This is a genomic window from Citrobacter cronae, assembly GCF_016893685.1.
GTDB classification, from domain to species: Bacteria; Pseudomonadota; Gammaproteobacteria; order Enterobacterales; family Enterobacteriaceae; genus Citrobacter; species Citrobacter werkmanii.
Genome location: NZ_CP069763.1, coordinates 4,810,610 through 4,834,699, shown reverse-complemented (window position 1 = coordinate 4,834,699; position 24,090 = coordinate 4,810,610). Strand labels below are relative to the sequence as shown.

Genomic DNA, 24,090 nt, shown 5'->3' with positions numbered 1-24,090 from the left:
TGCGGGGGAATGAGTGCAAATTCTATGAATGATTTTACGCTATATGATTTAGGCCTGGCTGGCGTTATGCAATACATCGCCAAAAACCACGACTCACGTATCGAAATAGATGAAGCGAAAATACCGGTCACGCTGTCGCAATATGATAAAAACGATCCGAACCATGAAGCGCAGATTAAAAACTATTTTCTATCATTAGGTCTGATGATCCACGAGGTGAAATTCTCGCGCCCCGACGATTTGCTGAATGAAAATATGCCGCTGATTATATTAACCTCCGACATGCAATGGATGGTGTGTGTCGGGTGCCAGGAAGGGGGGCTACAGCTGGTCAAGCGTAACAACGAGTTGGGTGTCGTTGCGTGCGCCAGAGAAAACATCCAGACGATTTCGGTCTTTCTGATCCAGCCTTTAAGCGGGATGACTGAATCGATAAAAATCAGCTCGATATTAAAATCCGGACTGCAAAATAATAAAGTTTTTTACAGTAAGTATTTTTTTACCTCGCTGTTTATGGCCTTGTTTGCCCTGACTATCCCGGTTTTCAGTAACATTTACTACGATAAGCTTGTACCGGGGTCATCGACCGCCTCTCTGTTTGGGGTGGTGGGTATCGTACTGGTATTTATCGTCTTTGAATTTTTACTGCGATCCTCGAAAGATATCTATCAGTCGATTGTCTCGCGCCAGGAGGATGTCAATATTGATGTCTCTTTTGTGGAGGCATTGATCTACAACACCACTAAAAGCAGCTCTATGTCCTCCGTGTTTGTTCTGTGGACAGAATTTCAAAAAATAAAGCCCGTGCTGTTAAATTCCGTTTTCCAGCGCGTGTCGGATATTCCGGTATTTATTATTTTTTGTGTGATTATTTACATTAATCTCGGTGCCCTGGTGTTAGTGCCCGTGATGATGATGGTGGTGTCGCTACTGTTGGCGTGGGGATACTTCAAGTATACGGAAGTGCTGATGGATAAAATGAAGGAGAGCCAGTCAAACCGTAACGTTTTCATTACTGAATTACTCTATTCCCTACGTACCATCCATACCTTAAACAACAAAAACCTGATGCTTGATTGGGTTAATAGCAGTAACAATCAGTCATGGCTTAGCTTAAAGTTGCGTAAGGCTGGGGTCTATTATCAGTCTGCGCTTAGCGCGATGTCGAACCTGAACCAGATCCTGCTGATGGTTTTCGCTTTTTTCCTGGTCATCAAAGGTGAAATCACCACGGGTGCGATTGTCTCTTCCGTTATTGTCTCCGGGCGGATGTCGGGGATCATCTCGGGGTTATCATCAACGCTCTCTACTATTTTTACGACTAATAAAACCATTACGGATTTAATGAAAATGTTTATGCCGGCAGGGCAGGAACATGAGCAAAAATTGCTGCAATCGATTGTTAACGTGCGCGGTGATATCTCTCTACGCGCCCTGAGCTATCAGTACGATCCGCAATTACCAAAAGCGCTGGATACGCTGACGCTGGATATTCCTCATGGGCAGCGGGTGGCAATTATTGGCGAATGTGGTTCCGGGAAAAGCTCGCTGGTTTCCCTGCTCTCTGGCTACTGTCCACCTACTGAGGGCAGTATTATGTACGATGGCTACAATACCCGACATCTGGCGCAGAACTTTTTCAGCCGCTTTATCAGTATGGTGACCAATAATGACACGTTGTTTACCGGCAGCATTGAAAGTAACTTTGCCCTTAAAGATTGCGACAACCGCAAGAAGGTGATCGAGGCGCTTAATCTGGCGAACTGTACCTTTGTGCTCCAGCATCCTATGGGGCTGCGTTACCCGGTGATGTTTATGGCGCGTAACTTATCCTCAGGGCAAAACCAGCAGCTGTTATTAGCGCGTAGTTTGAGTAGCGATGCTCAGATTTACTTATGGGATGAGCCAACCTCGAATATGGATGAAATGACCGAACAGCGAATCTTCGATCATCTCGATCACTTTATCAGCGGTAAGACACTGATCATGGTGACGCACCGTCGTTATTTGCTGAAGTATTTCGATCGTGTGCTGGTCATGAAAGGGGGCAAAATCATTCGTGACTGCACGCCGGATAAACTATTAGGGCCAGCAAAAGTTGATCAGACAAAGCCGCCTGTTCGCATAACGGTTGCGTCAGCGAACGAAAAACAAGCGCGTTGACGATATTTTTTCATTGACCGGACTGATTAGTGAGCCGTTTCGCAGCACCGATTTGTTATTGCTGTATCTTCTGCGTGAATGAAGCGAAGGCTTCATATTCAAAAGGAGAATATTGAAATGGGAAAACTCACGGGCAAAACAGCATTGATTACGGGCGCATCTCAGGGTATTGGCGAAGGGATCGCCAGAACGTTTGCCCGCCATGGCGCGAACTTAATCCTGCTGGATATCTCCGATGAGATTGAAAAACTGGCGGATGAGCTGGCTGGACGCGGTCACCGCTGCACGGCGGTTCACGCGGATGTCAGAGATTTTGCTTCAGTCACGGAAGCGGTGAAACGCGCGAAGAAGGTTGAAGGCAAAATCGATATTCTGGTCAACAACGCCGGCGTATGTCGCCTCGGTAACTTCCTTGAGATGAGCGATGACGATCGCGACTTCCATATTGATATCAATATCAAAGGCGTCTGGAACGTAACGAAAGCCGTACTGCCGGAGATGATTGATCGCAAAGACGGGCGCATCGTGATGATGTCCTCAGTCACTGGCGATATGGTGGCCGATCCGGGCGAAACGGCCTACGCAATGTCAAAAGCGGCGATTATCGGCTTAACCAAATCGCTGGCGGTGGAATATGCGCAGTCCGGCATTCGCGTGAACGCCATTTGCCCTGGCTATGTTCGTACGCCGATGGCGGAAAATATTGCGCGTCAGTCCAATCCGGACGATCCGGAATCTGTATTAACTGAAATGGCGAAAGCGATTCCAATGCGTCGTCTGGCCTGTCCGCTTGAAGTCGGCGAACTGGCCGCGTTTCTCGCCTCGGATGAGTCCAGTTATTTAACTGGCACGCAAAACGTCATTGATGGCGGCAGCACTTTGCCTGAAAGCGTAAGCGTTGGCATCTGATTGATGCCGGTCTCCTCCCCGCGTGATGGGGAGGAGGTACCCCTTATTCTCTTTTCAACTTTCAAATCATCAAACGGTATATAAAACCGTTACTCCTTTAGCACTGGTTATAAATATGATGACCATAAGAAAGTCATTAAATTTATAAGGGTGCGCAATGGCCGTTAACTTACTGAAAAAAAGAACCCTGACGCTGGCAGCAATGCTGTTGCTGGTGGGGCAGGCGCAGGCAACGGAACTGCTGAACAGTTCATACGATGTCTCCCGCGAGCTGTTTGCCGCCCTTAACCCGTCGTTTGAACAGCAATGGGCGAAAGATAACGGTGGCGATAAACTGACGATTAAACAATCTCATGCCGGGTCATCAAAACAGGCGCTGGCGATTTTGCAGGGACTGAAAGCTGACGTTGTGACCTATAACCAGGTCACCGATGTGCAGATCCTGCACGATAAAGGCAAACTGATCTCTGCCGATTGGCAAAGCCGCCTGCCGAATAACAGCTCGCCATTCTATTCCACCATGGCGTTTTTAGTGCGTAAGGGTAACCCGAAGAATATCCACGAATGGAACGATCTGGTTCGCCCGGACGTGAAGCTGATTTTCCCGAACCCGAAAACCTCCGGAAATGCGCGTTACACCTATTTAGCGGCATGGGGCGCGGCGGACAAAGCTGACGGCGGCGATAAAGCCAAAACCGAACAATTTATGACCCAGTTCCTGAAAAATGTTGAAGTGTTTGATACCGGCGGTCGCGGTGCAACGACCACCTTTGTTGAACGCGGTCTGGGTGATGTGCTGATCACATTTGAATCAGAAGTGAACAACATCCGTAAACAGTATGAAGATCAGGGCTTCGAAGTCGTGGTGCCGAAGGTCAACATTCTGGCGGAATTCCCGGTAGCCTGGGTCGATAAAAATGTGCAGGCCAACGGTACTGAAAAAGCGGCGAAAGCGTACCTGAACTGGCTGTACAGCCCACAGGCGCAAACCATCATTACCGATTTCTACTACCGCGTGAACAACCCGCAGGTGATGGACAAGCTGAAAGATAAATTCCCGCAAACCGAACTGTTCCGCGTGGAAGACAAGTTTGGCACGTGGCCTGAGGTGATGAAAACGCACTTTGTCAGCGGCGGCGAGCTGGACAAACTGTTGGCGGCGGGGCGTAAGTAAATGTTTGCTGTTTCCTCCCGACGCGTGCTGCCCGGCTTTACCTTAAGCCTGGGCACCAGCTTACTGTTCGTTTGCCTGATATTGCTGCTGCCGCTTAGCGCGCTGGTCATGCAACTGGCGCAAATGAGCTGGGCGCAGTATTGGGAAGTGATTACCAATCCGCAGGTGGTAGCGGCTTATAAAGTGACGCTGCTGTCGGCGTTTGTGGCATCGATTTTTAACGGCGTGTTCGGTCTGCTGATGGCGTGGATCTTAACCCGCTATCGCTTTCCGGGCCGTACGCTGTTGGATGCGCTGATGGACCTGCCGTTTGCGTTGCCTACGGCGGTAGCTGGCCTGACGCTGGCGTCGCTGTTTTCAGTCAATGGCTTCTACGGCGAATGGCTGGCGAAGCTGGATATTAAGGTGACCTACACCTGGCTGGGCATCGCGGTGGCGATGGCCTTTACCAGTATTCCGTTTGTCGTGCGCACCGTACAGCCGGTGCTGGAAGAGTTAGGCCCGGAGTATGAAGAAGCGGCGGAAACGCTTGGCGCCACGCGCTGGCAGAGTTTTCGTAAAGTGGTGTTGCCAGAGCTGTCTCCTGCGCTGGTGGCGGGCGTAGCGCTCTCGTTTACCCGAAGCCTCGGTGAGTTTGGCGCGGTTATTTTTATCGCCGGGAACATCGCATGGAAAACAGAAGTGACCTCGCTAATGATTTTTGTTCGCTTGCAGGAGTTTGACTACCCGGCTGCCAGCGCGATTGCTTCTGTGATCCTCGGGGCGTCGTTGCTGCTACTGTTTTCAATTAACACCCTGCAAAGTCGCTTTGGTCGACGCGTGGTAGGTCACTAATGGCAGACATTACCCAATTGAAACGCTATGACGCACCCCGCATTAACTGGGGTAAATGGTTTCTGATCGGTACGGGCATGTTGGTATCGGCCTTTATTTTGCTGGTGCCGATGATTTATATCTTCGTGCAGGCGTTCAGCAAGGGATTAATGCCGGTGCTACAGAACCTGGCTGACCCGGATATGCTGCATGCCATTTGGCTGACGGTGTTAATTGCGCTGATTGCGGTGCCGGTGAATCTGGTGTTCGGCGTATTGCTGGCCTGGCTGGTGACTCGCTTCAACTTCCCTGGACGCCAGCTGTTGCTGACGCTGTTGGATATTCCCTTTGCCGTCTCGCCAGTGGTCGCTGGTCTGATCTATCTGTTGTTTTACGGTTCTAACGGCCCGCTGGGTGGTTGGCTGGATGAGCACAACCTGCAAATTATGTTCTCCTGGCCGGGGATGGTGCTGGTGACGGTGTTCGTGACCTGTCCGTTTGTGGTGCGCGAGCTGGTACCGGTGATGCTAAGTCAGGGCAGCAATGAAGACGAAGCGGCGATTTTGCTTGGTGCCTCCGGCTGGCAGATGTTCCGCCGCGTCACGCTGCCGAATATCCGTTGGGCGTTGCTGTATGGCGTGGTGCTGACTAATGCCCGTGCGATAGGCGAATTCGGCGCGGTGTCGGTGGTTTCCGGCTCGATTCGCGGCGAAACCTTATCTTTACCACTACAGATTGAATTACTGGAGCAGGACTATAACGCCGTCGGCTCCTTTACCGCCGCCGCGCTGTTGACGCTGATGGCGATTATTACCCTGTTTTTGAAGAGCATGTTGCAATGGCGTCTGGAGAACCAGGAGAAACGCGCGCAGCAGGAGGAAAATCATGAGCATTGAGATTGCCAATATTAAGAAGTCTTTTGGTCGCACCCAGGTGCTGAACGATATCTCGCTGGATATTCCTTCAGGTCAAATGGTGGCTCTGCTGGGGCCATCCGGTTCGGGAAAAACTACGCTGCTGCGTATCATTGCCGGGCTGGAGCATCAGTCCAGCGGGCATATTCGTTTTCACGGCACCGACGTCAGCCGTCTGCATGCGCGCGATCGCAAAGTGGGGTTTGTGTTCCAGCACTATGCGCTATTTCGTCATATGACGGTATTCGACAATATCGCCTTTGGTCTGACAGTTCTACCACGGCGTGAGCGTCCTAATGCGGCGGCGATCAAAGCCAAAGTGACCAAACTGCTGGAGATGGTGCAATTGGCTCATCTGGCGGATCGTTTCCCGGCACAGCTTTCCGGTGGGCAAAAGCAGCGTGTGGCATTAGCGCGTGCCCTGGCGGTAGAACCGCAGATCCTGCTACTCGACGAGCCGTTTGGCGCGCTCGATGCTCAGGTGCGTAAAGAACTGCGCCGTTGGCTGCGTCAACTGCATGAGGAGCTGAAGTTTACCAGCGTGTTTGTTACCCACGATCAGGAAGAAGCGACGGAAGTTGCAGACCGGGTGGTGGTGATGAGCCAGGGTCATATCGAACAGGCCGACGCGCCGGATCAGGTCTGGCGAGAACCGGCTACCCGTTTTGTGTTGGAGTTTATGGGCGAGGTTAACCGCCTGCAGGGGACGATTCGCGGTGGGCAATTCCACGTGGGCGCACACCGTTGGCCGTTGGGCTATACGCCTGGCTATCAGGGACCGGTCGATCTGTTCCTGCGTCCATGGGAAGTGGATGTGAGCCGCCGTACCAGCCTGGATTCGCCGCTGCCGGTTCAGGTGCTGGAAGCCAGTCCGAAAGGGCACTACACCCAATTAGTTGTACAACCCCTCGGGTGGTACAACGAACCGCTGACGGTCATCATGCAGGGCGATGATTCCCCGAGCCGCGGTGAACGGCTGTTTGTTGGACTGCAAAATGCACGTTTGTATAACGGCGACCAGCGTATTGAAACGCGTGAAGAGGAACTTGCCCTGGCGCAATCAGCCTGATAGGTTAATTTGCATAGTTATCGCCCGGTGGCGCTACGCTTACCGGGCTTTTTTACGAGCTGAAAACGTGAACACATTAGAACAAACAATTGGCAATACGCCTCTGGTGAAATTACAACGCCTGGCGCCGGATAACGGCAGCGAAATTTGGGTCAAGCTGGAAGGGAATAATCCTGCGGGTTCGGTGAAAGACCGGGCGGCGCTGTCGATGATTGTTGAAGCGGAAAAGCGTGGGGAAATTAAGCCGGGTGACGTATTGATTGAGGCCACCAGCGGCAATACTGGCATCGCGCTGGCGATGATCGCCGCGCTGAAGGGCTACCGCATGAAGCTGCTGATGCCGGACAACATGAGCCAGGAACGGCGGGCGGCAATGCGTGCCTATGGCGCGGAGCTGATTCTGGTCACTAAAGAACAGGGGATGGAAGGGGCGCGCGATTTAGCCCTCGCTATGTCTGAGCGCGGAGAAGGTAAACTGCTCGATCAGTTTAATAATCCCGATAACCCGTATGCGCACTACACCACCACCGGACCCGAAATCTGGCAGCAGACGTCAGGTCGCATCACCCATTTTGTCTCCAGTATGGGGACGACCGGTACCATTACCGGCGTGTCGCGTTTTTTACGTGAGCAGGAAAAAGCGGTCACTATCGTTGGCCTGCAGCCGGAAGAGGGCAGCAGTATTCCGGGAATTCGCCGCTGGCCTGCGGAATATATGCCGGGCATTTTTAACGCCTCGCTGGTGGATGAGGTGCTGGATATTCATCAGAATGATGCCGAAAACACCATGCGTGAACTGGCCGTGCGTGAAGGAATTTTCTGCGGTGTCAGCTCTGGCGGCGCGGTAGCGGGCGCGTTACGCGTCGCACGTGCCACGCCCGGCGCGGTAGTTGTGGCGATCATCTGCGATCGCGGCGATCGCTACCTTTCGACCGGCGTCTTTGGTGAAGAGCACTTTAATCAGGGGCTGGGAATTTAACTTGTTGGCCTGATAAGCGTAGCGCCATCAGGCAACCGCCAGGCACAATGGCCGGATAATGTTTTATCCGGCCAGGGATGATTACTCGTTACGTTTTTGCACCAGCTTATCCAGGAATTGCCACAGCTTCTCATTCATCTGCTGGTAGTCCCAGGCGCGCATCTCTTCAACCGGTCGGATGAAGCGTTTCCCTTCAGCTTCGGCCAGCTCTTGCTCTGAGTGCTGAATTAATCCTTCAATCGCGTCAGCTGTGAACTCCATATGGCACTGGAAACCATAAACGAAATTACCGTATTGCACGATTTGTCGCGGGCAGCCCTCGCTTGCGGCCAGAATTATCGCCTGGTCGGTTAACCCTGGCATGTCGTTGTGCCAGTGACCGACGATAAGCGGTGAGCCGAAATGGCTGAATAACGGGTGCTGTTGGCCTGATTCGGTAAGGGTGATTGGATAGTGGCCAATCTCTTTTTCCGGGCTTTGACACACCTTCGCGCCCAGCGCTTCGCCAATTAACTGCGAGCCCAAACAGATCCCCACCACGATTTTTCGTGCCGTAATCGCCTGGTTGATCAGATGCTGCTCGGCCTGAGCGTCAAAGTATGGGCACTCTGCCTGCGTGGTGCGGGGCGACTGCGGGCCGCCAAAGACGACGAGCATATCGAAACCATCGGTATTGGCGGGAACCGTTTCTCCAGCGTATACGCGTGACCAGGTGATGGTATAGCCGTGCGATTCGGCCCATGGCAGGTACGCACCAGCAGATTCAAAAGACTCATGAATAACAAAATGAACTCGCACTTTTTCTCTCCTGTTAGCGCTTGAGCGCCTGATGAATATCAGCCGCCAGCTTATCAATGTCGCTGTCTTCTAATGTTGACAGCGTAATGCGTAAACCATGTGCAGGCGTATTGACGCCGAACACTTCGCCTTCGCGTACCAGCCAGCCGGACTTTGCCAGCGCAAAAGCGATCGCCTGACTGTGATCTGCCAGCGGTAACCACAGATTCAGACCATCCCCGACGGGCAGTTCAATACCATATTGGCGCAGAGCTGAATTCAGCTTTTGCTGCTGGATGGCGTAAAACTGCTGCGTTTGCGCCAGCGTGTGTTGATATGTCTCGTCACTCAGGCAGGCGCAGGCTAAATCCTGCAGCAGATGGCTGACCCACTGACTGCCGGAGTTGAGCCGTAAACGCAGTTTCCCGGAAGTGACGGGATCGCTGGCGACGATAGCCAGGCGTAAATCCGGGCCTAAAGTTTTCGACATCGAACGGACTATCGCCCAGTGCGTGGTTTCCTGCGCAATCACCGGATACCAGGGGCAAGCGGACAGCAGCGCAAAGTGGTCGTCGACAATCACCAGCGTCTGCGGATAGCGGGCCAGGACTTCCTGCAATTGCGCCGCGCGGGATGCGCTCAGACTGCATCCTGTGGGGTTATGCGCGCGCGGCGTCAGAATCACCGCCCGCGCGCCTTTCTGTAGTGCGAGTTCCAGTTGGTCCGGCAGCATGCCTTCGCGATCAACGTTGGCTGGACTGGCGGAGAATCCGGCATAACGCAGCATGTTGATGCTGCTTAAAAAGCACGGGTCTTCTACAACCACGCTATCGCCGGGCAGCAAATGGGCGCACAGCAGCCGCTCGATAGCGTCAATGGCGCCGCTGGTGATATCAATTTCACCTTCGCCGGGCATGGCATTTTGCATCCATTGTGATGCCCATACCTTAAGTCCAGGTGATACAGCGGCATCGCCGTACAAGCGCGGATTCTTATTTATCTTCGCGAAATAACTACTCAGGTCAGGAAGCCGTGAGGGCGCTGGATTACCGCCGGAAAGATCGATGAGTGGAGTATCTGGGTTACCACCTTCCAGCGCAACGGGGGCAGTAATCCCCTTAATCACCGTGCCGTTGCGTCCCAGACTCTGTGCCAACCCGGAGGTGACCAGGCGTTTGTAAGCCGCCGCGACAGTATTGCGGTTCACGTTTAATTCTGTTGCCAGTTCCCGCACTGGCGGCAACGTTTCTCCCGCTACCAGCGTGCCTGTAGCGACATGTTGACGGATACTGTCAAAAATTTCGTTAGCGGTTTTTCCGTCGATCATTATTGACCTATGACAAAATGAATTTTAGCATATGACGATAATAGTGAGGCGTAAGCGCGCTGTCCAGCGAGAGGAGAAATTAATGGAGCAGGAGAGTGATATTCAGTCAGTGCTCTTCGACGACAAACATCGGGCATTACAGACCGATATCGTCGCCGTCCAGTCACAGGTGGTATATGGCAGCGTAGGCAACAGCATCGCTGTGCCGGCCATTAAAGCGCAGGGATTACGCGTGACGGCAGTACCCACGGTACTGTTCAGTAACACCCCGCATTATGAAACTTTTTACGGCGGCGTTATTCCGCCCGACTGGTTTAGCGGCTATCTGCGCGCCTTAAGCGAACGTGATGCCTTACGCGAGCTAAAGGCGGTGACGACAGGATACATGGGCAGCGCGGAGCAAATCGCCTTGCTGGCACAATGGCTGGAAACCGTTCGGGCCTCACATCCGGACCTGTGCATTTTGGTTGACCCCGTGATTGGCGATACGGATAGCGGTATGTATGTTAAAGCCGAAATCCCGGAGGCTTATCGTCAGCACCTGCTGCCGCTGGCGCAGGGGCTGACGCCGAACGTATTCGAGCTGCAAATGCTGAGCGGAAAGCCGTGTCGTACGCTTGATGAAGCAATCGCAGCGGCTAAATCTCTGCTTAGCGACACGTTGAAATGGGTGGTGATCACCAGCGCGCCGGGCGATAGCGAAGAGAATATTAATGTGGCGGTAGTGACGGCTGAAACGGTTGAGGTGTTCGCTCACCCGCGGGTGAAGACGGATTTAAAAGGCACCGGCGATCTGTTCTGTGCTGAACTGGTGAGCGGCATTGTGCTGGGGAAAGCGCTGACTACGGCGGCATACGATGCCGCGCAGCGCGTGCTGGACGTCATGAGCTGGACGCATCAGTGCGGTTGTGATGAATTAATTCTGCCACCGGCAGGGGAGGCGAGATGAAAAGTTATCGGCTGGTGGTTCGTCAGCATGGACGTTTAGTCGGACATTTTGATACCAGCGGCACAGAGGCGCTGGAAGACATTTGTGTAGCGCGGGCGATGTTTGGTATTGCGGGTGGGTATGATTGTGAACTGCTGGTGTCTGATTCCGAAAGGCGGATGCTGGAAAGCGGACCGGAAGGGATGAAAATCCTGATGCGCGAGGCGTGTTACCGGCCGATGACCTCACAAATTTAACGCCGCCATCCGTTAGATAAAAAAATGGCGCCATCTGGCGCCATTCTTCTCTGCGGCAAGAATTACTTCTTGATGCGGATAACCGGAGTTTCACCCACGGTCACGCTACCGGACAGTTTGATCAGCTCTTTGATTTCGTCCATGTTGGAGATAACAACCGGAGTCAGGGTCGACTTGGCTTTTTCTTCCAGCAGCGGCAGATCGAATTCAATAACCGGGTCGCCCACTTTAACGCGCTGACCTTCTTCAGCGATACGCTTGAAGCCTTCGCCTTTCAGTTCAACGGTATCAATACCGAAGTGAACAAACAGCTCAATGCCGCTGTCGGATTCGATAGAGAAAGCGTGGTTGGTTTCAAAGATTTTGCCGATGGTGCCATCAACAGGGGCGACCATTTTATTACCGGTTGGTTTGATAGCGATGCCATCACCAACGATTTTTTCAGCAAAAACTACATCCGGCACGTCTTCGATGTTGACGATCTCGCCAGAGAGCGGAGCAACAATCTCAATAGTTCCGGTGTCTTTCTTATCATCAGAAACCAGAGATTTCAGTTTATCGAACAAACCCATGATCTTCTCCTAAGCAGTAAATTGGGCCGCATCTCGTGGATTAGCAGATTGTTTTTTCTTCAATGAACTTGTTAACCAGCGTCATTAACTCGTCCGTTGTCGGTTGAGCAAGAGCCTGCTCTGCTAACACCTTCGCATCTTCGAAGTTCGTGTTACGGATAATCTTCTTAATGCGCGGGATAGAAATGGCGCTCATAGAGAATTCGTCCAGACCCATCCCCAGCAACAGAAGTGTAGCACGTTCGTCGCCTGCAAGCTCACCACACATGCCAGTCCATTTGCCTTCAGCATGAGAAGCATCAATAACTTGCTTGATCAGCGTCAGCACAGATGGCGACATCGGTTGGTAAAGGTGTGAAATCATATCATTACCACGGTCAACTGCCAGGGTGTACTGCGTTAAATCATTGGTGCCGATACTAAAGAAATCAACTTCTTTGGCTAAATGACGCGCAATTGTTGCCGCAGCCGGTGTTTCCACCATCACGCCAATCTCAATGCTTTCGTCAAAAGCTTTACCTTCGTCGCGCAGTTCCTGTTTGTAGATTTCGATCTCTTTGCGCAGTGCACGCACTTCTTCAACAGAGATGATCATCGGGAACATGATGCGCAGTTTACCGAAAGCAGAGGCACGCAGGATAGCGCGAACCTGGTCACGCAGGATCTCTTTACGATCCATGGCGATACGTACGGCGCGCCAGCCCAGGAACGGGTTCTCTTCTTTCGGGAAGTTCATGTACGGCAGCTCTTTATCGCCGCCGATGTCCATGGTACGGACGATGACCGCCTGAGAGCCACAGGCTTCAGCCACGGCTTTATACGCAGCGAACTGTTCTTCTTCAGTCGGCAGCGATTCACGGTCCATGAACAGGAATTCGGTGCGGTACAGACCAACACCTTCAGCGCCGTTACGCTCAGCGCCTTCAACGTCACGCACGGTACCGATGTTGGCGCAAACTTCAACCTGATGTCCGTCCAGCGTGATCGCCGGCAGATCTTTCAGTTTTGCGAGTTCCGCTTTCTCGGTCGCTACCTGCTCCTGAACGGCACGCAGTTGCTCGATAACGTCGTTGGTCGGATTGACGTAAACCTGGTTATTTACGGCATCCAGAATCAGATAATCGTCGTTTTTCACCTGAGAGGTGACGCTACCCGTACCGACGATGGCAGGCAGTTCCAGAGAGCGCGCCATGATGGAGGTGTGGGAAGTACGTCCACCCGCGTCAGTGATGAAACCCAGCACCTTGTTCAGGTTCAGCTGTGCGGTTTCTGACGGGGTCAGGTCTGCGGCAACCAGGATAACTTCTTCCTGAATCGCGCTCAGGTCGATGATCGCCAGACCCAGAATGTTACGCAGCAGGCGTTTACCGATGTCACGTACGTCAGCCGCACGTTCTTTCAGGTATTCATCATCCAGCTCTTCCAGGGCTGTGGCCTGACCTTCGATAACTTCATGCGCAGCTGCATCAGCCGTCATGTGCTTATCTTTAATCAGGGCTATGATTTCCTGCTCCAGCTCCTCATCTTCGAGCAGCATGATATGCCCTTCAAAGATGGCTTCTTTTTCTTCACCGAACGTTTCACCAGCTTTGGTTTTGATCGCTTCCAGTTGCGCAGATGCCTTGGCACGACCGCTCAGAAAACGTTCAACTTCCTGATCAACCTTGTCGGCAGAAATTTTTTTCCGGTCAATGACGATTTCGTCTTCTTTCAGCAGCAATGCTTTGCCGAAAGCGATACCCGGGGATGCTAAAATGCCTGAAATCATAACCCTACCTTACTTGTGACTGATATTTAAAAGAACTCGTTGAACTTACTCGAGTTCAGCCATCAGTTTTACCAGATGCTCAACTGCTTTCTGCTCGTCTTCACCTTCTGCGGACAGGGTGACAACGGTACCCTGAGTCAGGCCCAGAGTCTGCAGTTTAAACAGGCTTTTGGCGCTAGCGCTTTTGCCGTTGGAAGTCACAGTAATTTCAGAAGTAAAACCTTTTGCTTCTTTAACAAACTGAGCAGCAGGGCGAGTATGCAGACCGTTCGGAGCGGTAATGGTAACTTCTTGCTGGAACATTATATTTCCCCAACTTATAGGTTTAGTGTTGTGGAACTAAAGTCTAGCCTGGCGGTTCAACTTTAGCCTGTATTGTTAGCATCGGCGTAAACTGGACGCGACACAAAAGGAGTTCGGTACAATCCGTTGTTGGCAACTTCTTGCCGCTGACGTTTCGTTCGTCATTAAACATTATGCAGCGAAAGGAAGAGTTGAACCAAATCATAAAATCGATTCAGCTAGCGCTTTTCCTGTAACGATTAATTTCGCGCATCAAAATAATTAGCTTGGTTAAATACCAGTTCCGGCGGGTTGAATCAATGCCAGGAGAGTTGAAACTTTGAAGCAGGCCACAAAAAAGCACCCAAAAGGGTGCTTTTTTACGCGTTTTTAACATGCTGGCATTACTGTTGCAGTTCTTTCTCAGTGAAGAGATCGGCAAACAGTGCAGTGCTCAGATAACGCTCACCCGATGACGGTAGAATAACCACTATATTCTTATTGGTAAAGGTTTCATCTTCCTGGAGCTTGAGCGCGGCAGCAACCGCAGCACCGGAAGAGATACCCGCCAGAATACCTTCTTCTTCCATCAGGCGACGTGCGGTAGAGATAGCTTCATCATTGGTGATGGTAACGACTTTATCGATAAGCTTCAGATCAAGGTTTCCTGGAATGAAGCCTGCGCCGATACCCTGAATTTTATGCGGACCGGGTTTGAGTTCTTCACCCGCCAGGGCCTGGGTGATGACAGGGGAGTCGGTCGGTTCTACCGCGACGGTGATCAGGTCCGTTTTACCTTTGGTGCCTTTAATGTAACGGGTTACGCCAGTCAGCGTACCGCCGGTGCCGACGCCGGAAATAAAGACATCAACCTGGCCATCGGTATCTTCCCAGATTTCCGGCCCGGTGGTTTTTTCGTGGATTTCCGGGTTGGCCGGGTTGCTGAACTGCTGCAGCAGCAGGAATTTTTCCGGATCGCTGGCCACAATTTCTTCCGCTTTTTGGATCGCGCCTTTCATCCCTTTTGCGCCTTCGGTCAGCACCAGATTCGCGCCCAGCGCTTTTAACAGCTTGCGGCGCTCAATGCTCATGGTTTCCGGCATGGTTAACGTCAGTTTGTAACCACGAGCGGCGGCTACGTAGGCCAGCGCGATGCCGGTATTGCCGCTGGTCGGTTCTACCAGTTCAACGCCCGGTTTCAGTACCCCACGTTTTTCGGCATCCCAAATCATATTGGCACCGATACGGCATTTAACGCTAAAGCTCGGGTTACGTGATTCCACCTTCGCCAGAATGCGTCCGTTACCGATACGGTTCAGTCGAACCAGCGGCGTATGACCGATAGTCAGCGAGTTGTCTTCAAAAATCTTACTCATGGCCTGTCCTTAACTGTATGAAATTGGGATACCGCTTCAGCATACCTGTTGAGAAAGTATGGGGAAGTAAGGAAATCGCATATCTATATGCTGATGGGAAATAATGCCTTGCAGTATGGAATAAGAGCGGACATAAGCCAGCCCGCTTTTACACATTTTTGCATTACTTCCATAACGCATGCTTAGCACGATAGCAGTCTACCCACATCGCCGTGGCGCCACAAACCGCAACCGGCATAATGAACAGATTGAGTACCGGGATCATGGTGAACAGACTGGTCAACGCGCCAAACTGCATATTGGTCACCTTACGCGTGCGCAGCGCGACGCGCATCTCCTTAAAAGGCACCTTGTGGTTATCAAACGGATAATCACAGTACTGGATGGCCAACATCCACGCGCTGAACAGGAACCACAGCACCGGGGCGACGGTCTGTCCAATGCCCGGAATAAAATAGAGGATCAGCAAAACGAAGGCGCGCGGGAGATACCACGCCAGCTTTTGCCATTCACGTTTCATAATGCGAGGAACGTCTTTCATGATGCCGAGAACGCCAGTGTCGGGTGGCGTTGCGCCCGTTAAGCGCGCTTCAAGTTGCTCCGCCAACAAGCCGTTAAACGGTGCGGCAATCCAGTTGGCGACGGTGGAGAACAGGTAGCCGAACACTAACAGTACGGAAATGGTAACGATCGGCCACAGCAAATAGCTGAGCCATTGAAGCCAGTCAGGTACGTGGCTCATTAGCGCAGGGATCCAGCTATCGAGTTGGCTAAATAACCACCAGAATGCGCCGCCCATCAACAGGATATTCACCAGTAAAGGCAGAATAACAAAACGACGAATGCCCGGTTGGGAGATGAGCTTCCATCCCTGAGAAAAGTAATAAAGGCCGCTGCGAGGTACAACTGCAGATGATGAAACCATGGTCAGGACATACTCCTTGTTATATAAGCTCTGGTAAACCTGGCGTATCTTACCGGGTTGTTGAGCGTTAAGCTGTTCGGAAATGTTCGAAAAAACAGCAAAAAGCACAATTTTGTTCATCTTTATGCCGTGAAAGCCAAGAGTGCACTTGCACTTGGCGTAATCGACAAATACTCTTAGTGAGTAAATGTTTGCCGTGGTGGCAAGGTGTTAGAACAACAGAGAATATAATGATGCAGGATTTGCGTCTGATATTAATCATTGTTGGCGCGATCGCCATAATCGCTTTACTGGTACATGGTTTTTGGACTAGCCGTAAAGAGCGGTCTTCTATATTCCGCGATCGCCCACTGAAACGCATGAAGTCTAAACGTGAAGACGAGGATTCGTTCGACGACAACGTCGAGGAAGACGAAGGCGTGGGCGAAGTTCGCGTTCATCGTGTGAATCATGCTCCCGGTAACGCGCAGGAACATGGTGTTCCTCCTCAGTCGCCGCAACACCAGTACCAGCCGCCTTATGCGTCTGCTCAGCCGCGTCAAACCGCGCAGCAGCCTGCACAAGCGCCGGTACCGCCGCCGCATGTTCAGCAGCCGCCTCAGCCTGTTCAACCGCAGCAGCCTGTGCAACATCAGCCTGTTCAGCCGCAACCGGTGCAACAGCCGGTACAGCATCAGCCCGTTGCTCCGCAGGTTCAGCAGCCCGTGCAGCAGGCTCCGCAGCCTGCGCCGCAGACCTTCCAGCCAGCAGAGCCTGTCGTTGAACACCAACCGCAGCCTGAGCCGGTCGTTGAAGAAGCGCCTGTTGCCGAAAAACCGCAGCGTAAAGAAGCGGTCATTATTATGAACGTCGCGGCTCACCATGGCAGCGAGCTCAACGGTGATGTGCTGCTCAACAGCATTCAGCAAGCCGGTTTTAAATTTGGCGATATGAATATTTTCCATCGTCATCTGAGCCCGGATGGCAGCGGTCCGTCGCTGTTCAGTCTTGCCAACATGGTTAATCCTGGTACCTTTGACCCGGAGATGACGGGCGACTTCAGCACGCCTGGCGTGACTATTTTTATGCAGGTTCCGTCCTATGGGGACGAGCTGCAAAACTTTAAGCTGATGCTGCAGTCCGCGCAGCACATTGCTGATGAAGTTGGCGGTGTGGTGCTCGACGATCAACGTCGTATGATGACGCCGCAGAAACTGCGGGAATATCAGGACCGCATCCGCGAAGTTAAAGAATCTCACGCCTGATTTTCTTCTGGCGTGACATTTCCTTGCTAAACCCCCGCCTGTCGGGGGTTTTTTATCATTGATGGTGCGATATGGAATCAATCGAACAACAACTGACAGAACTGCGAACCACGCTTCGCCATCATGAGTATCTCTACCATGTGATGGACGCGCCGGAAATTCCCGATGCGGAATATGATCGCCTGATGCGTGAACTGCGCGAGCTGGAAGCGCAGCATCCGGACCTTGTTACCCCCGACTCGCCAACCCAACGCGTTGGCGCCGCGCCTTTGTCGGCGTTCAGCCAGATTCGCCATGAAGTGCCGATGCTGTCGCTGGATAACGTGTTTGATGAGGAGAGTTTTCTCGCCTTCAACAAGCGCGTGCAGGACCGACTGAAGAGCACCGATAAGCTGACCTGGTGCTGTGAACTGAAACTGGACGGCCTGGCGGTCAGTATCCTGTATGAAAACGGCGTGCTGGTCAGCGCCGCAACGCGCGGTGATGGCACCACGGGGGAGGATATTACCTCTAACGTGCGCACTATCCGCGCGATCCCGTTAAAACTGCGTGGCGATAATATTCCCACGCGTCTGGAAGTGCGCGGGGAAGTGTTCCTGCCACAGGCCGGATTTGAAAAAATTAATGAAGAAGCCCGCCGCACCGGCAATAAAGTGTTTGCTAATCCGCGCAACGCGGCCGCCGGGTCATTACGCCAGCTTGATCCCCGTATCACGGCGAAGCGACCGCTTACTTTCTTCTGCTATGGCGTTGGTGTGCTGGAAGGCGGCGCGCTGCCTGATACTCACCTCGGCCGTCTGCTGCAATTTAAAGAGTGGGGACTGCCGGTAAGCGACAGGGTAGCGCTGTGTGACTCGCCGGAGGAAGTACTCGCTTACTACCATAAGGTTGAAGAAGACCGACCGACGTTGGGCTTCGATATCGACGGCGTGGTGATTAAAGTCAACTCCATGGCGTTGCAGGAGCAACTGGGCTTTGTCGCTCGCGCGCCGCGCTGGGCGGTGGCCTTTAAGTTTCCGGCGCAGGAGCAGATGACCTTTGTTCGCGATGTTGAGTTTCAGGTCGGACGTACCGGGGCGATTACGCCCGTTGCTCGCCTTGAGCCGGTTCAGGTTGCCGGGGTTCTGGTCAGTAACGCCACTCTGCATAATGCCGATGAAATCGATCGTCTGGGGTTGCGTATTGGCGATAAAGTCGTTATTCGCCGGGCGGGCGATGTAATCCCGCAGGTGGTCAACGTGGTGCTTTCCGAGCGCCCGGAAGAGACGCGTGAAATCGTGTTTCCACAGCACTGTCCGGTGTGTGGGTCTGATGTTGAACGTGTGGAAGGCGAAGCGGTCGCTCGCTGTACCGGCGGTCTGATTTGCGGCGCCCAGCGTAAGGAATCGTTGAAACACTTTGTTTCCCGCCGCGCGCTCGATGTTGACGGTATGGGCGACAAAATTATCGATCAACTGGTGGAGAAAGAGTATGTCCATACGCCAGCAGATCTCTTCACCCTGACGGCAGGCAAGCTCACCGGACTCGATCGGATGGGGCCAAAGTCGGCGCAAAACGTGGTGAATGCGCTGGAAAAAGCGAAAGAAACGACGTTTGCCCGTTTCCTCTACGCGCTGGGCATTCGTGAAGTCGGCGAGGCCACTGCCGCAGGTCTGGCGGCGTATTTCGGCACTCTGGATGCGCTGGAAGCGGCCTCTGTTGAAGAGCTGCAAAAAGTGCCGGATGTTGGCATTGTGGTGGCGACGCACGTGTTTAATTTCTTTGCCGAAGAGAGCAACCGCGAGGTGATAGGCCAGTTGCTGGCGCAGGGCATTCGCTGGCCCGCGCCGGTGGTTATCAACGCTGAGGAAATCGACAGCCCGTTCGCGGGCAAAACGGTGGTGCTGACCGGAAGCCTGAGCCTGATGTCGCGTGATGACGCCAAAGCACGATTAACCGAACTGGGCGCCAAAGTGGCCGGTAGCGTGTCGAAGAAAACCGATCTGGTGATTGCCGGCGAAGCGGCGGGTTCGAAACTGGCAAAAGCGCAGGAACTGGGTATTACCGTGATTGATGAAGCTGAAATGATCCGCTTACTGGGTGCCTGAGATGGAAAAAGAGCAGTTGGTTGAAATCGCCAACACCGTGATGCCCTTTGGCAAATATAAGGGGCGTCGGCTGATTGATGTCCCGGAAGAGTATCTGCTGTGGTTTGCCCGTAAGGATGAATTCCCGCCGGGTAAACTTGGCGAGCTGATGCAAATCACGCTGCTGATTAAAACTGAGGGGCTGACGCAACTGGTGCAGCCCCTGAAACGCCCGCTTTAAGCCTTTGCGGCGCGGCTTTTCTGCTGCGCCTGCATTGCGTCCGTCTGTTGCTTGTAGCGACGGGCCAGCACGGCGCAGACCATCAGCTGAATTTGATGGAAGATCATCAAAGGCAGCACCATCATGCCAATCACCGAAGTCGGAAACAGAATATTTGCCATTGGGATCCCATTCGCCAGGCTCTTTTTCGAACCGCAGAAGACAATGGTGATTTCATCGGCTTTATTGAAGCCGCATTTCCGGGCAACAAAGACGTTTATGCCAATCACAATGGCCAGCAGAACGATGCTGACCACGCAGATAAACAGCAGTGAGCCGATTCCCACTTTGTGCCAGATCCCGTTAACCACGGCTTCGCTAAAGGCAGAGTACACCACCAGTAAAATGGAGGATTGGTCCGTTTTGGCGATCCACTTTTTATGTCGTGATACCCAGTTACCAATCCATGGACGTGAAAGATGTCCCAACACGAACGGCAGCAGCAGTTGCAGCATAATTTTCCCCACCTGCTCCAGGCTGCCTTCCGCGCCGTGCATATTCATCACCAGGCCTACCAGCAGCGGTGAAAAGAAAATACCCAGCAGGCTGGAGGCCGAAGCGGAGCACACGGCGGCGGCGACGTTACCTCCCGCCAGCGATGTAAAGGCGATGGCCGACTGCACCGTGGCCGGCAAAATACACAGATACAGGAAACCGGTATACAGCATCGGGTCAACATTAACCGGTGCCCACCATGCGAACAGAACACCCAATACCGGGAAGACGACGAAAGTGCTGCACATGACCCACAGATGCAAACGCCAATGGCTACCGCCGGCAATAATGGCCTCACGCGACAGCTTTGCCCCGTGCATAAAAAACAGCAGGGCAATGGCGGCGGTGGTTAATCCTTCAAAAAAAGGGACAAAACCGCCCTCGGCCGGGAAAAAGGAAGCCAGTAAAACGACGGTAATTAGCGTTATCGTGAACGGATCAAGAATACGAAATAGTTTCATAAAAGCTCCTGAAATTCGGTAGGAACATTTTGCGTTTTTCCGTTTGAGAAATAAAATTGATTTATTGCATCCATATATGAATCGAATAGATGAATTACTCTCTGCGTCAGCTCCGTATCTTTGTTACCGTCGCTCAGGCTAAAAGTTTTAGCCGGGCGGGGGATATCATTGGCTTAAGCCAGTCGGCGGTCAGCCATAGCGTTAAAGAGCTGGAAGGGCAGACGGGCGTCCGATTATTAGATAGAACAACACGAGAAGTGGTACTGACAGAAGCCGGGCATCAGTTGGCGGCACGACTGGAGCGTATTCTGGATGAACTGCACAGCACCCTGCGTGAAGCAGGCCAGGTGGGGACGCAGTTAACCGGAACGGTGCGCGTTGCCGCCAGCCAGACGATCTCCGCACACCTGATTCCACAGTGTATTGCCCAGAGTAATCAGCTTTATCCTGCGATCGATTTTGTGCTGCACGACAGGCCACAGCAGTGGGTGCTGGAAAGCATTCGCCAGGGAGAAGTCGATTTTGGCATTGTGATTGATCCTGGTGCTGTGACCGATCTGCAGTGTGAAGCCGTACTGTCCGAACCTTTCCTGTTACTGTGTCGGCAGGATCATCCGTTAGCCCAGCGGGAATGGGTCAACTGGCAGGATCTCTATCATGAGCGTCTGGTGCTACAGGATTACGCTTCCGGCAGTCGACCGCTGATCGATGCGGCGCTGGCCCACTTTTCGATTGATGCCAATATTGTTCAGGAGATTGGTCACCCGGCCACGTTGTTTCCGATGGTAGAGGCGGGCATTGGTATCAGCGTACTGCCCGCGCTGGCGCTCCCCTTACCGCAGGGTAGCCATTTACAGGTTAAGCGTCTGACGCCGGTGGTTGAACGACAATTGATGCTGGCGCGACGTAAAAACCGTTCTTTATCTACCGCGGCTCAGGCGTTGTGGGACGTGGTGCGCATGCAGGCCAGTGAGTTAACTGCTGGTCGCGCAAGCGATCCGCTGTATAAGATATAAACCGCCCCATGCCATTTCTGGCAGAAAAATAATGTGAATTCAAACCAGTTTAGCGTACCTCATCGATACCGATTTACTATCGCTTGTCGGGATAAACGGTATTGGTAATCGATTGCGTAGTCCCGCTATAACAGTGTGGTACGCGACGTTATTTTCGATTACTCAGTATTAAGGATATCTCATGAGCCACTCTCTTTTCTCGCAAAATCCCTGGTACAGCGCCGATATTATTCGTGGCTACAAGCCGGATTTCACTCCACGCGTCGCTTTTATTCTTGGCTCAGGCCTGGGCGCGTTGGCGGATCAAATTGAGGATGCGGTGGCCATTTCTTACGAGAAACTTCCCGGATTCCCGGTGAGCACCGTTCACGGTCATGCCGGTGAACTGGTGCTGGGAAATCTGGCGGGCGTACCGGTGGCCTGTATGAAAGGTCGCGGGCATTTTTATGAAGGGCGCGGTATGACGGTGATGACCGATGCCATTCGCACACTGAAGCTGCTGGGCTGTGAACTGTTATTTTGTACTAATGCCGCAGGCTCCCTCCGCCCTGAAGTTGGGCCAGGTAGTCTGGTTGCGCTTAGCGATCACATCAATACGATGCCTGGTACACCGATGGTGGGACTTAACGATGATCGTTTTGGCGAGCGATTCTTTTCGCTGGCGAATGCCTATGATGCTGACTATCGTGCAATCCTGCAAACCGTTGCCGCAGAAGAAGGTTTCCCGCTGAGCGAAGGCGTGTTTGTCTCTTATCCGGGACCAAACTTTGAAACCGCGGCAGAAATTCGCATGATGCAAATCATTGGTGGCGATGTCGTGGGGATGTCGGTGGTGCCTGAAGTTATCTCTGCCCGCCATTGCGGTCTGAAAGTGGTTGCGGTCGCAGCGATCACTAACCTGGCGGAAGGTTTGGGCGATGTGAAATTATCTCACGCGCAGACGCTGGCGGCAGCGGAACTCTCCCGGCAGAACTTTATCAATCTGATCTGCGGCTTTTTGCGCAAACTGGCCTGAATAATTAAAAATTGACCCCGCTTGCGGGGTCTTACTTTTTTGGCAAGGAACGGAAAAATGGGTATCGCATCTCGCTTAAAGCTCATGTCGTTTTTGCAATATTTCATCTGGGGGAGCTGGCTGGTTACCCTGGGTTCTTACATGATTAATACCCTGGATTTTACCGGCGCGAATGTGGGTATGGTCTACAGTTCGAAAGGGCTGGCAGCGATTATCATGCCGGGCATAATGGGGATCATTGCCGATAAATGGCTACGCGCCGAACGCGCCTACATGCTTTGCCATCTTGTCTGCGCGGGTGTGTTGCTATATGCCACTACCGTTACCGATCCGCAGACCATGTTCTGGGTGATGTTGGTTAACGCGATGGCATATATGCCGACGATTGCGTTATCGAACAGTGTTTCCTACTCGTGTCTGGCGCAATCGGGTCAGGACCCGGTCACCGCTTTCCCACCCATTCGCGTGTTTGGCACTATCGGCTTTATCGTGGCCATGTGGACGGTGAGTCTGATGGGACTGGAACTGAGCAGTGCGCAACTGTATATCGCTTCTGGCGCATCGTTGCTGCTGGCTCTGTATGCGCTGACGTTGCCGAAAATTCCGGTTGCCGAGAAGAAAGCGAACACAACGCTTGCCAGCAAGCTTGGGCTGGATGCTTTTGTCTTGTTTAAAAATCCACGTATGGCAATCTTCTTTTTGTTTGCGATGATGTTGGGGGCGGTACTGCAAATTACTAATGTCTTTGGCAATCCGTTCCTGCATGATTTTGCTCGTAATCCTGAGTTTGCCGACAGTTTTGTGGTGAAGTATCCCTCTATCTTGCTTTCAGTTTCACAGATGGCGGAAGTGGGCTTTATCCTGACTATCCCGTTCTTCCTCAAACGCTTTGGTATTAAAACGGTAATGCTGATGAGCATGCTGGCGTGGACGCTGCGCTTTGGTTTTTTTGCTTTTGGCGATCCGTCCCCGGTCGGCTTTGTGATGCTGCTGATGTCGATGATTGTCTATGGTTGCGCGTTTGATTTCTTCAATATTTCAGGATCGGTGTTTGTAGAGCAGGAAGTGAGTTCTAACATTCGCGCCAGTGCGCAGGGGCTGTTTATGACGATGGTCAATGGCGTGGGCGCTTGGGTTGGCTCAATCCTGAGCGGGATGGCGGTAGATTACTTCTCTGTCGATGGCGTTAAGGACTGGCAGACTATCTGGTTAGTCTTTGCCGCGTATGCGCTGGCATTGGCGGTTATCTTTGCATTGTTCTTTAAATACAAGCATGACCC

Annotated in this window: 23 protein-coding genes; 15 read left to right on the top strand and 8 right to left on the bottom strand. The window is 52.5% G+C overall.

Annotated features, from left to right (window positions below):
• Positions 1-9 precede the first annotated feature (9 nt).
• The 7 genes from JSN25_RS20980 to cysM all read left to right on the top strand — a co-directional run bounded on the left by JSN25_RS20980 (position 10) and on the right by cysM (position 8,021).
• Positions 10-2,163, top strand: a complete 2,154-nt coding sequence (locus JSN25_RS20980; RefSeq protein ID WP_394851904.1) for a peptidase domain-containing ABC transporter — start codon at positions 10-12, stop codon at positions 2,161-2,163.
• Positions 2,164-2,280: 117 nt separating this feature from the next.
• Positions 2,281-3,072 carry an SDR family oxidoreductase UcpA gene (gene ucpA / locus JSN25_RS20975; RefSeq protein ID WP_150345282.1) on the top strand — a complete coding sequence of 264 codons (792 nt, stop codon included), beginning with the start codon at positions 2,281-2,283 and terminating at the stop codon, positions 3,070-3,072.
• A 157-nt stretch (positions 3,073-3,229) separates the two neighbouring features.
• Entirely contained in the window at positions 3,230-4,246 is a 1,017-nt protein-coding gene (locus JSN25_RS20970; protein WP_069324493.1) for a sulfate ABC transporter substrate-binding protein, read from the top strand.
• Complete coding sequence (gene cysT, locus JSN25_RS20965; RefSeq protein WP_038642497.1) at positions 4,247-5,080, top strand: sulfate/thiosulfate ABC transporter permease CysT; 834 nt, start codon at positions 4,247-4,249, stop codon at positions 5,078-5,080.
• Positions 5,080-5,955, top strand: a complete 876-nt coding sequence (cysW, locus tag JSN25_RS20960; RefSeq protein ID WP_038642495.1) for a sulfate/thiosulfate ABC transporter permease CysW — start codon at positions 5,080-5,082, stop codon at positions 5,953-5,955. The genes cysT and cysW overlap by 1 nt, the downstream gene beginning before the upstream one ends.
• Entirely contained in the window at positions 5,945-7,042 is a 1,098-nt protein-coding gene (gene cysA / locus JSN25_RS20955; protein WP_003038066.1) for a sulfate/thiosulfate ABC transporter ATP-binding protein CysA, read from the top strand. Before cysW ends, cysA begins: the two co-directional genes overlap by 11 nt.
• A 67-nt stretch (positions 7,043-7,109) precedes the next feature.
• Entirely contained in the window at positions 7,110-8,021 is a 912-nt protein-coding gene (cysM, locus tag JSN25_RS20950; RefSeq protein ID WP_038642491.1) for a cysteine synthase CysM, read from the top strand.
• 81 nt (positions 8,022-8,102) lie between these two features.
• Here the strand turns inward: cysM and JSN25_RS20945 are convergent, their stop codons facing one another.
• Both JSN25_RS20945 and ptsJ read right to left on the bottom strand, forming a co-directional pair.
• Positions 8,103-8,819, bottom strand: a complete 717-nt coding sequence (locus JSN25_RS20945; RefSeq protein WP_204525323.1) for a type 1 glutamine amidotransferase — start codon at positions 8,817-8,819, stop codon at positions 8,103-8,105.
• A 13-nt stretch (positions 8,820-8,832) separates the two neighbouring features.
• Positions 8,833-10,125: a MocR-like B6 salvage transcription factor PtsJ gene (gene ptsJ / locus JSN25_RS20940; RefSeq protein WP_087856977.1), complete on the bottom strand. Its 1,293-nt coding sequence runs from the start codon at positions 10,123-10,125 to the stop codon at positions 8,833-8,835.
• Between the two features lie 82 nt (positions 10,126-10,207).
• On the opposite strand from ptsJ, the gene pdxK reads away from it, so the two are divergent.
• Together pdxK and JSN25_RS20930 are read left to right on the top strand one after the other, a co-directional pair.
• A complete protein-coding gene (pdxK, locus tag JSN25_RS20935; RefSeq protein ID WP_121529374.1) occupies positions 10,208-11,074 on the top strand; it encodes a pyridoxine/pyridoxal/pyridoxamine kinase in 867 nt (288 codons plus the stop codon).
• The gene (locus JSN25_RS20930) at positions 11,071-11,310 is read left to right on the top strand and encodes a hypothetical protein (RefSeq protein WP_038642483.1); all 240 of its coding nucleotides are present in this window, start codon (positions 11,071-11,073) and stop codon (positions 11,308-11,310) included. Before pdxK ends, JSN25_RS20930 begins: the two co-directional genes overlap by 4 nt.
• A 62-nt stretch (positions 11,311-11,372) precedes the next feature.
• On the opposite strand, the gene crr is transcribed toward JSN25_RS20930, so the two are convergent.
• From crr to cysZ, 5 genes are all read right to left on the bottom strand, one after another.
• A complete protein-coding gene (gene crr / locus JSN25_RS20925; RefSeq protein WP_000522253.1) occupies positions 11,373-11,882 on the bottom strand; it encodes a PTS glucose transporter subunit IIA in 510 nt (169 codons plus the stop codon).
• A gap of 40 nt (positions 11,883-11,922) precedes the next feature.
• A complete protein-coding gene (gene ptsI / locus JSN25_RS20920; RefSeq protein ID WP_003038080.1) occupies positions 11,923-13,650 on the bottom strand; it encodes a phosphoenolpyruvate-protein phosphotransferase PtsI in 1,728 nt (575 codons plus the stop codon).
• Positions 13,651-13,695: 45 nt separating this feature from the next.
• Entirely contained in the window at positions 13,696-13,953 is a 258-nt protein-coding gene (ptsH, locus tag JSN25_RS20915) for a phosphocarrier protein Hpr (RefSeq protein ID WP_002913505.1), read from the bottom strand.
• A gap of 383 nt (positions 13,954-14,336) precedes the next feature.
• A complete protein-coding gene (gene cysK, locus JSN25_RS20910) occupies positions 14,337-15,308 on the bottom strand; it encodes a cysteine synthase A (RefSeq protein ID WP_038642476.1) in 972 nt (323 codons plus the stop codon).
• A gap of 163 nt (positions 15,309-15,471) precedes the next feature.
• Complete coding sequence (cysZ, locus tag JSN25_RS20905) at positions 15,472-16,233, bottom strand: sulfate transporter CysZ (RefSeq protein WP_069324501.1); 762 nt, start codon at positions 16,231-16,233, stop codon at positions 15,472-15,474.
• 230 nt (positions 16,234-16,463) lie between these two features.
• Between cysZ and zipA the strand changes: the two genes are divergently transcribed.
• The 3 genes from zipA to JSN25_RS20890 all read left to right on the top strand — a co-directional run bounded on the left by zipA (position 16,464) and on the right by JSN25_RS20890 (position 19,784).
• Entirely contained in the window at positions 16,464-17,477 is a 1,014-nt protein-coding gene (gene zipA, locus JSN25_RS20900) for a cell division protein ZipA (RefSeq protein WP_087856974.1), read from the top strand.
• A 71-nt stretch (positions 17,478-17,548) separates the two neighbouring features.
• Positions 17,549-19,564 carry an NAD-dependent DNA ligase LigA gene (gene ligA / locus JSN25_RS20895; protein ID WP_204525322.1) on the top strand — a complete coding sequence of 672 codons (2,016 nt, stop codon included), beginning with the start codon at positions 17,549-17,551 and terminating at the stop codon, positions 19,562-19,564.
• A 1-nt stretch (position 19,565) separates the two neighbouring features.
• On the top strand, positions 19,566-19,784 hold the full coding sequence (locus JSN25_RS20890; RefSeq protein WP_003038102.1) for a DUF3820 family protein: 219 nt from the start codon (positions 19,566-19,568) through the stop codon (positions 19,782-19,784).
• Here the strand turns inward: JSN25_RS20890 and JSN25_RS20885 are convergent.
• Positions 19,781-20,779, bottom strand: coding sequence for a bile acid:sodium symporter family protein (locus tag JSN25_RS20885; protein WP_204525321.1), 999 nt, complete (start codon positions 20,777-20,779; stop codon positions 19,781-19,783). The two genes, JSN25_RS20890 and JSN25_RS20885, sit on opposite strands and share 4 nt — an antisense overlap.
• A gap of 89 nt (positions 20,780-20,868) precedes the next feature.
• Between JSN25_RS20885 and JSN25_RS20880 the strand changes: the two genes are divergently transcribed.
• The 3 genes from JSN25_RS20880 to JSN25_RS20870 all read left to right on the top strand — a co-directional run.
• Positions 20,869-21,795 (top strand): LysR family transcriptional regulator, encoded by a 927-nt coding sequence (locus JSN25_RS20880; protein ID WP_069324504.1) that lies wholly within the window; start codon positions 20,869-20,871, stop codon positions 21,793-21,795.
• 181 nt (positions 21,796-21,976) lie between these two features.
• A complete protein-coding gene (gene xapA, locus JSN25_RS20875; protein WP_087856971.1) occupies positions 21,977-22,810 on the top strand; it encodes a xanthosine phosphorylase in 834 nt (277 codons plus the stop codon).
• A 57-nt stretch (positions 22,811-22,867) separates the two neighbouring features.
• Positions 22,868-24,090 (top strand): nucleoside permease (locus JSN25_RS20870; RefSeq protein WP_204525757.1); only part of this gene is annotated, 1,223 nt, incomplete at its 3' end.

What these genes read in the sequence shown, in the direction of transcription:
- JSN25_RS20980 (WP_394851904.1), top strand. Translation starts at nt 10, where the DNA reads ATGAGTGCAAATTCTATGAATGATTTTACGCTATATGATTTAGGCCTG.
- ucpA (WP_150345282.1), top strand. Translation starts at nt 2,281, where the DNA reads ATGGGAAAACTCACGGGCAAAACAGCATTGATTACGGGCGCATCTCAG.
- JSN25_RS20970 (WP_069324493.1), top strand. Translation starts at nt 3,230, where the DNA reads ATGGCCGTTAACTTACTGAAAAAAAGAACCCTGACGCTGGCAGCAATG.
- cysT (WP_038642497.1), top strand. Translation starts at nt 4,247, where the DNA reads ATGTTTGCTGTTTCCTCCCGACGCGTGCTGCCCGGCTTTACCTTAAGC.
- cysW (WP_038642495.1), top strand. Translation starts at nt 5,080, where the DNA reads ATGGCAGACATTACCCAATTGAAACGCTATGACGCACCCCGCATTAAC.
- cysA (WP_003038066.1), top strand. Translation starts at nt 5,945, where the DNA reads ATGAGCATTGAGATTGCCAATATTAAGAAGTCTTTTGGTCGCACCCAG.
- ptsJ (WP_087856977.1), bottom strand. Translation starts at nt 10,125, where the DNA reads ATGATCGACGGAAAAACCGCTAACGAAATTTTTGACAGTATCCGTCAA.
- pdxK (WP_121529374.1), top strand. Translation starts at nt 10,208, where the DNA reads ATGGAGCAGGAGAGTGATATTCAGTCAGTGCTCTTCGACGACAAACAT.
- JSN25_RS20930 (WP_038642483.1), top strand. Translation starts at nt 11,071, where the DNA reads ATGAAAAGTTATCGGCTGGTGGTTCGTCAGCATGGACGTTTAGTCGGA.
- crr (WP_000522253.1), bottom strand. Translation starts at nt 11,882, where the DNA reads ATGGGTTTGTTCGATAAACTGAAATCTCTGGTTTCTGATGATAAGAAA.
- ptsI (WP_003038080.1), bottom strand. Translation starts at nt 13,650, where the DNA reads ATGATTTCAGGCATTTTAGCATCCCCGGGTATCGCTTTCGGCAAAGCA.
- ptsH (WP_002913505.1), bottom strand. Translation starts at nt 13,953, where the DNA reads ATGTTCCAGCAAGAAGTTACCATTACCGCTCCGAACGGTCTGCATACT.
- cysK (WP_038642476.1), bottom strand. Translation starts at nt 15,308, where the DNA reads ATGAGTAAGATTTTTGAAGACAACTCGCTGACTATCGGTCATACGCCG.
- cysZ (WP_069324501.1), bottom strand. Translation starts at nt 16,233, where the DNA reads ATGGTTTCATCATCTGCAGTTGTACCTCGCAGCGGCCTTTATTACTTT.
- zipA (WP_087856974.1), top strand. Translation starts at nt 16,464, where the DNA reads ATGATGCAGGATTTGCGTCTGATATTAATCATTGTTGGCGCGATCGCC.
- ligA (WP_204525322.1), top strand. Translation starts at nt 17,549, where the DNA reads ATGGAATCAATCGAACAACAACTGACAGAACTGCGAACCACGCTTCGC.
- JSN25_RS20890 (WP_003038102.1), top strand. Translation starts at nt 19,566, where the DNA reads ATGGAAAAAGAGCAGTTGGTTGAAATCGCCAACACCGTGATGCCCTTT.
- JSN25_RS20885 (WP_204525321.1), bottom strand. Translation starts at nt 20,779, where the DNA reads ATGAAACTATTTCGTATTCTTGATCCGTTCACGATAACGCTAATTACC.
- JSN25_RS20880 (WP_069324504.1), top strand. Translation starts at nt 20,869, where the DNA reads ATGAATTACTCTCTGCGTCAGCTCCGTATCTTTGTTACCGTCGCTCAG.
- xapA (WP_087856971.1), top strand. Translation starts at nt 21,977, where the DNA reads ATGAGCCACTCTCTTTTCTCGCAAAATCCCTGGTACAGCGCCGATATT.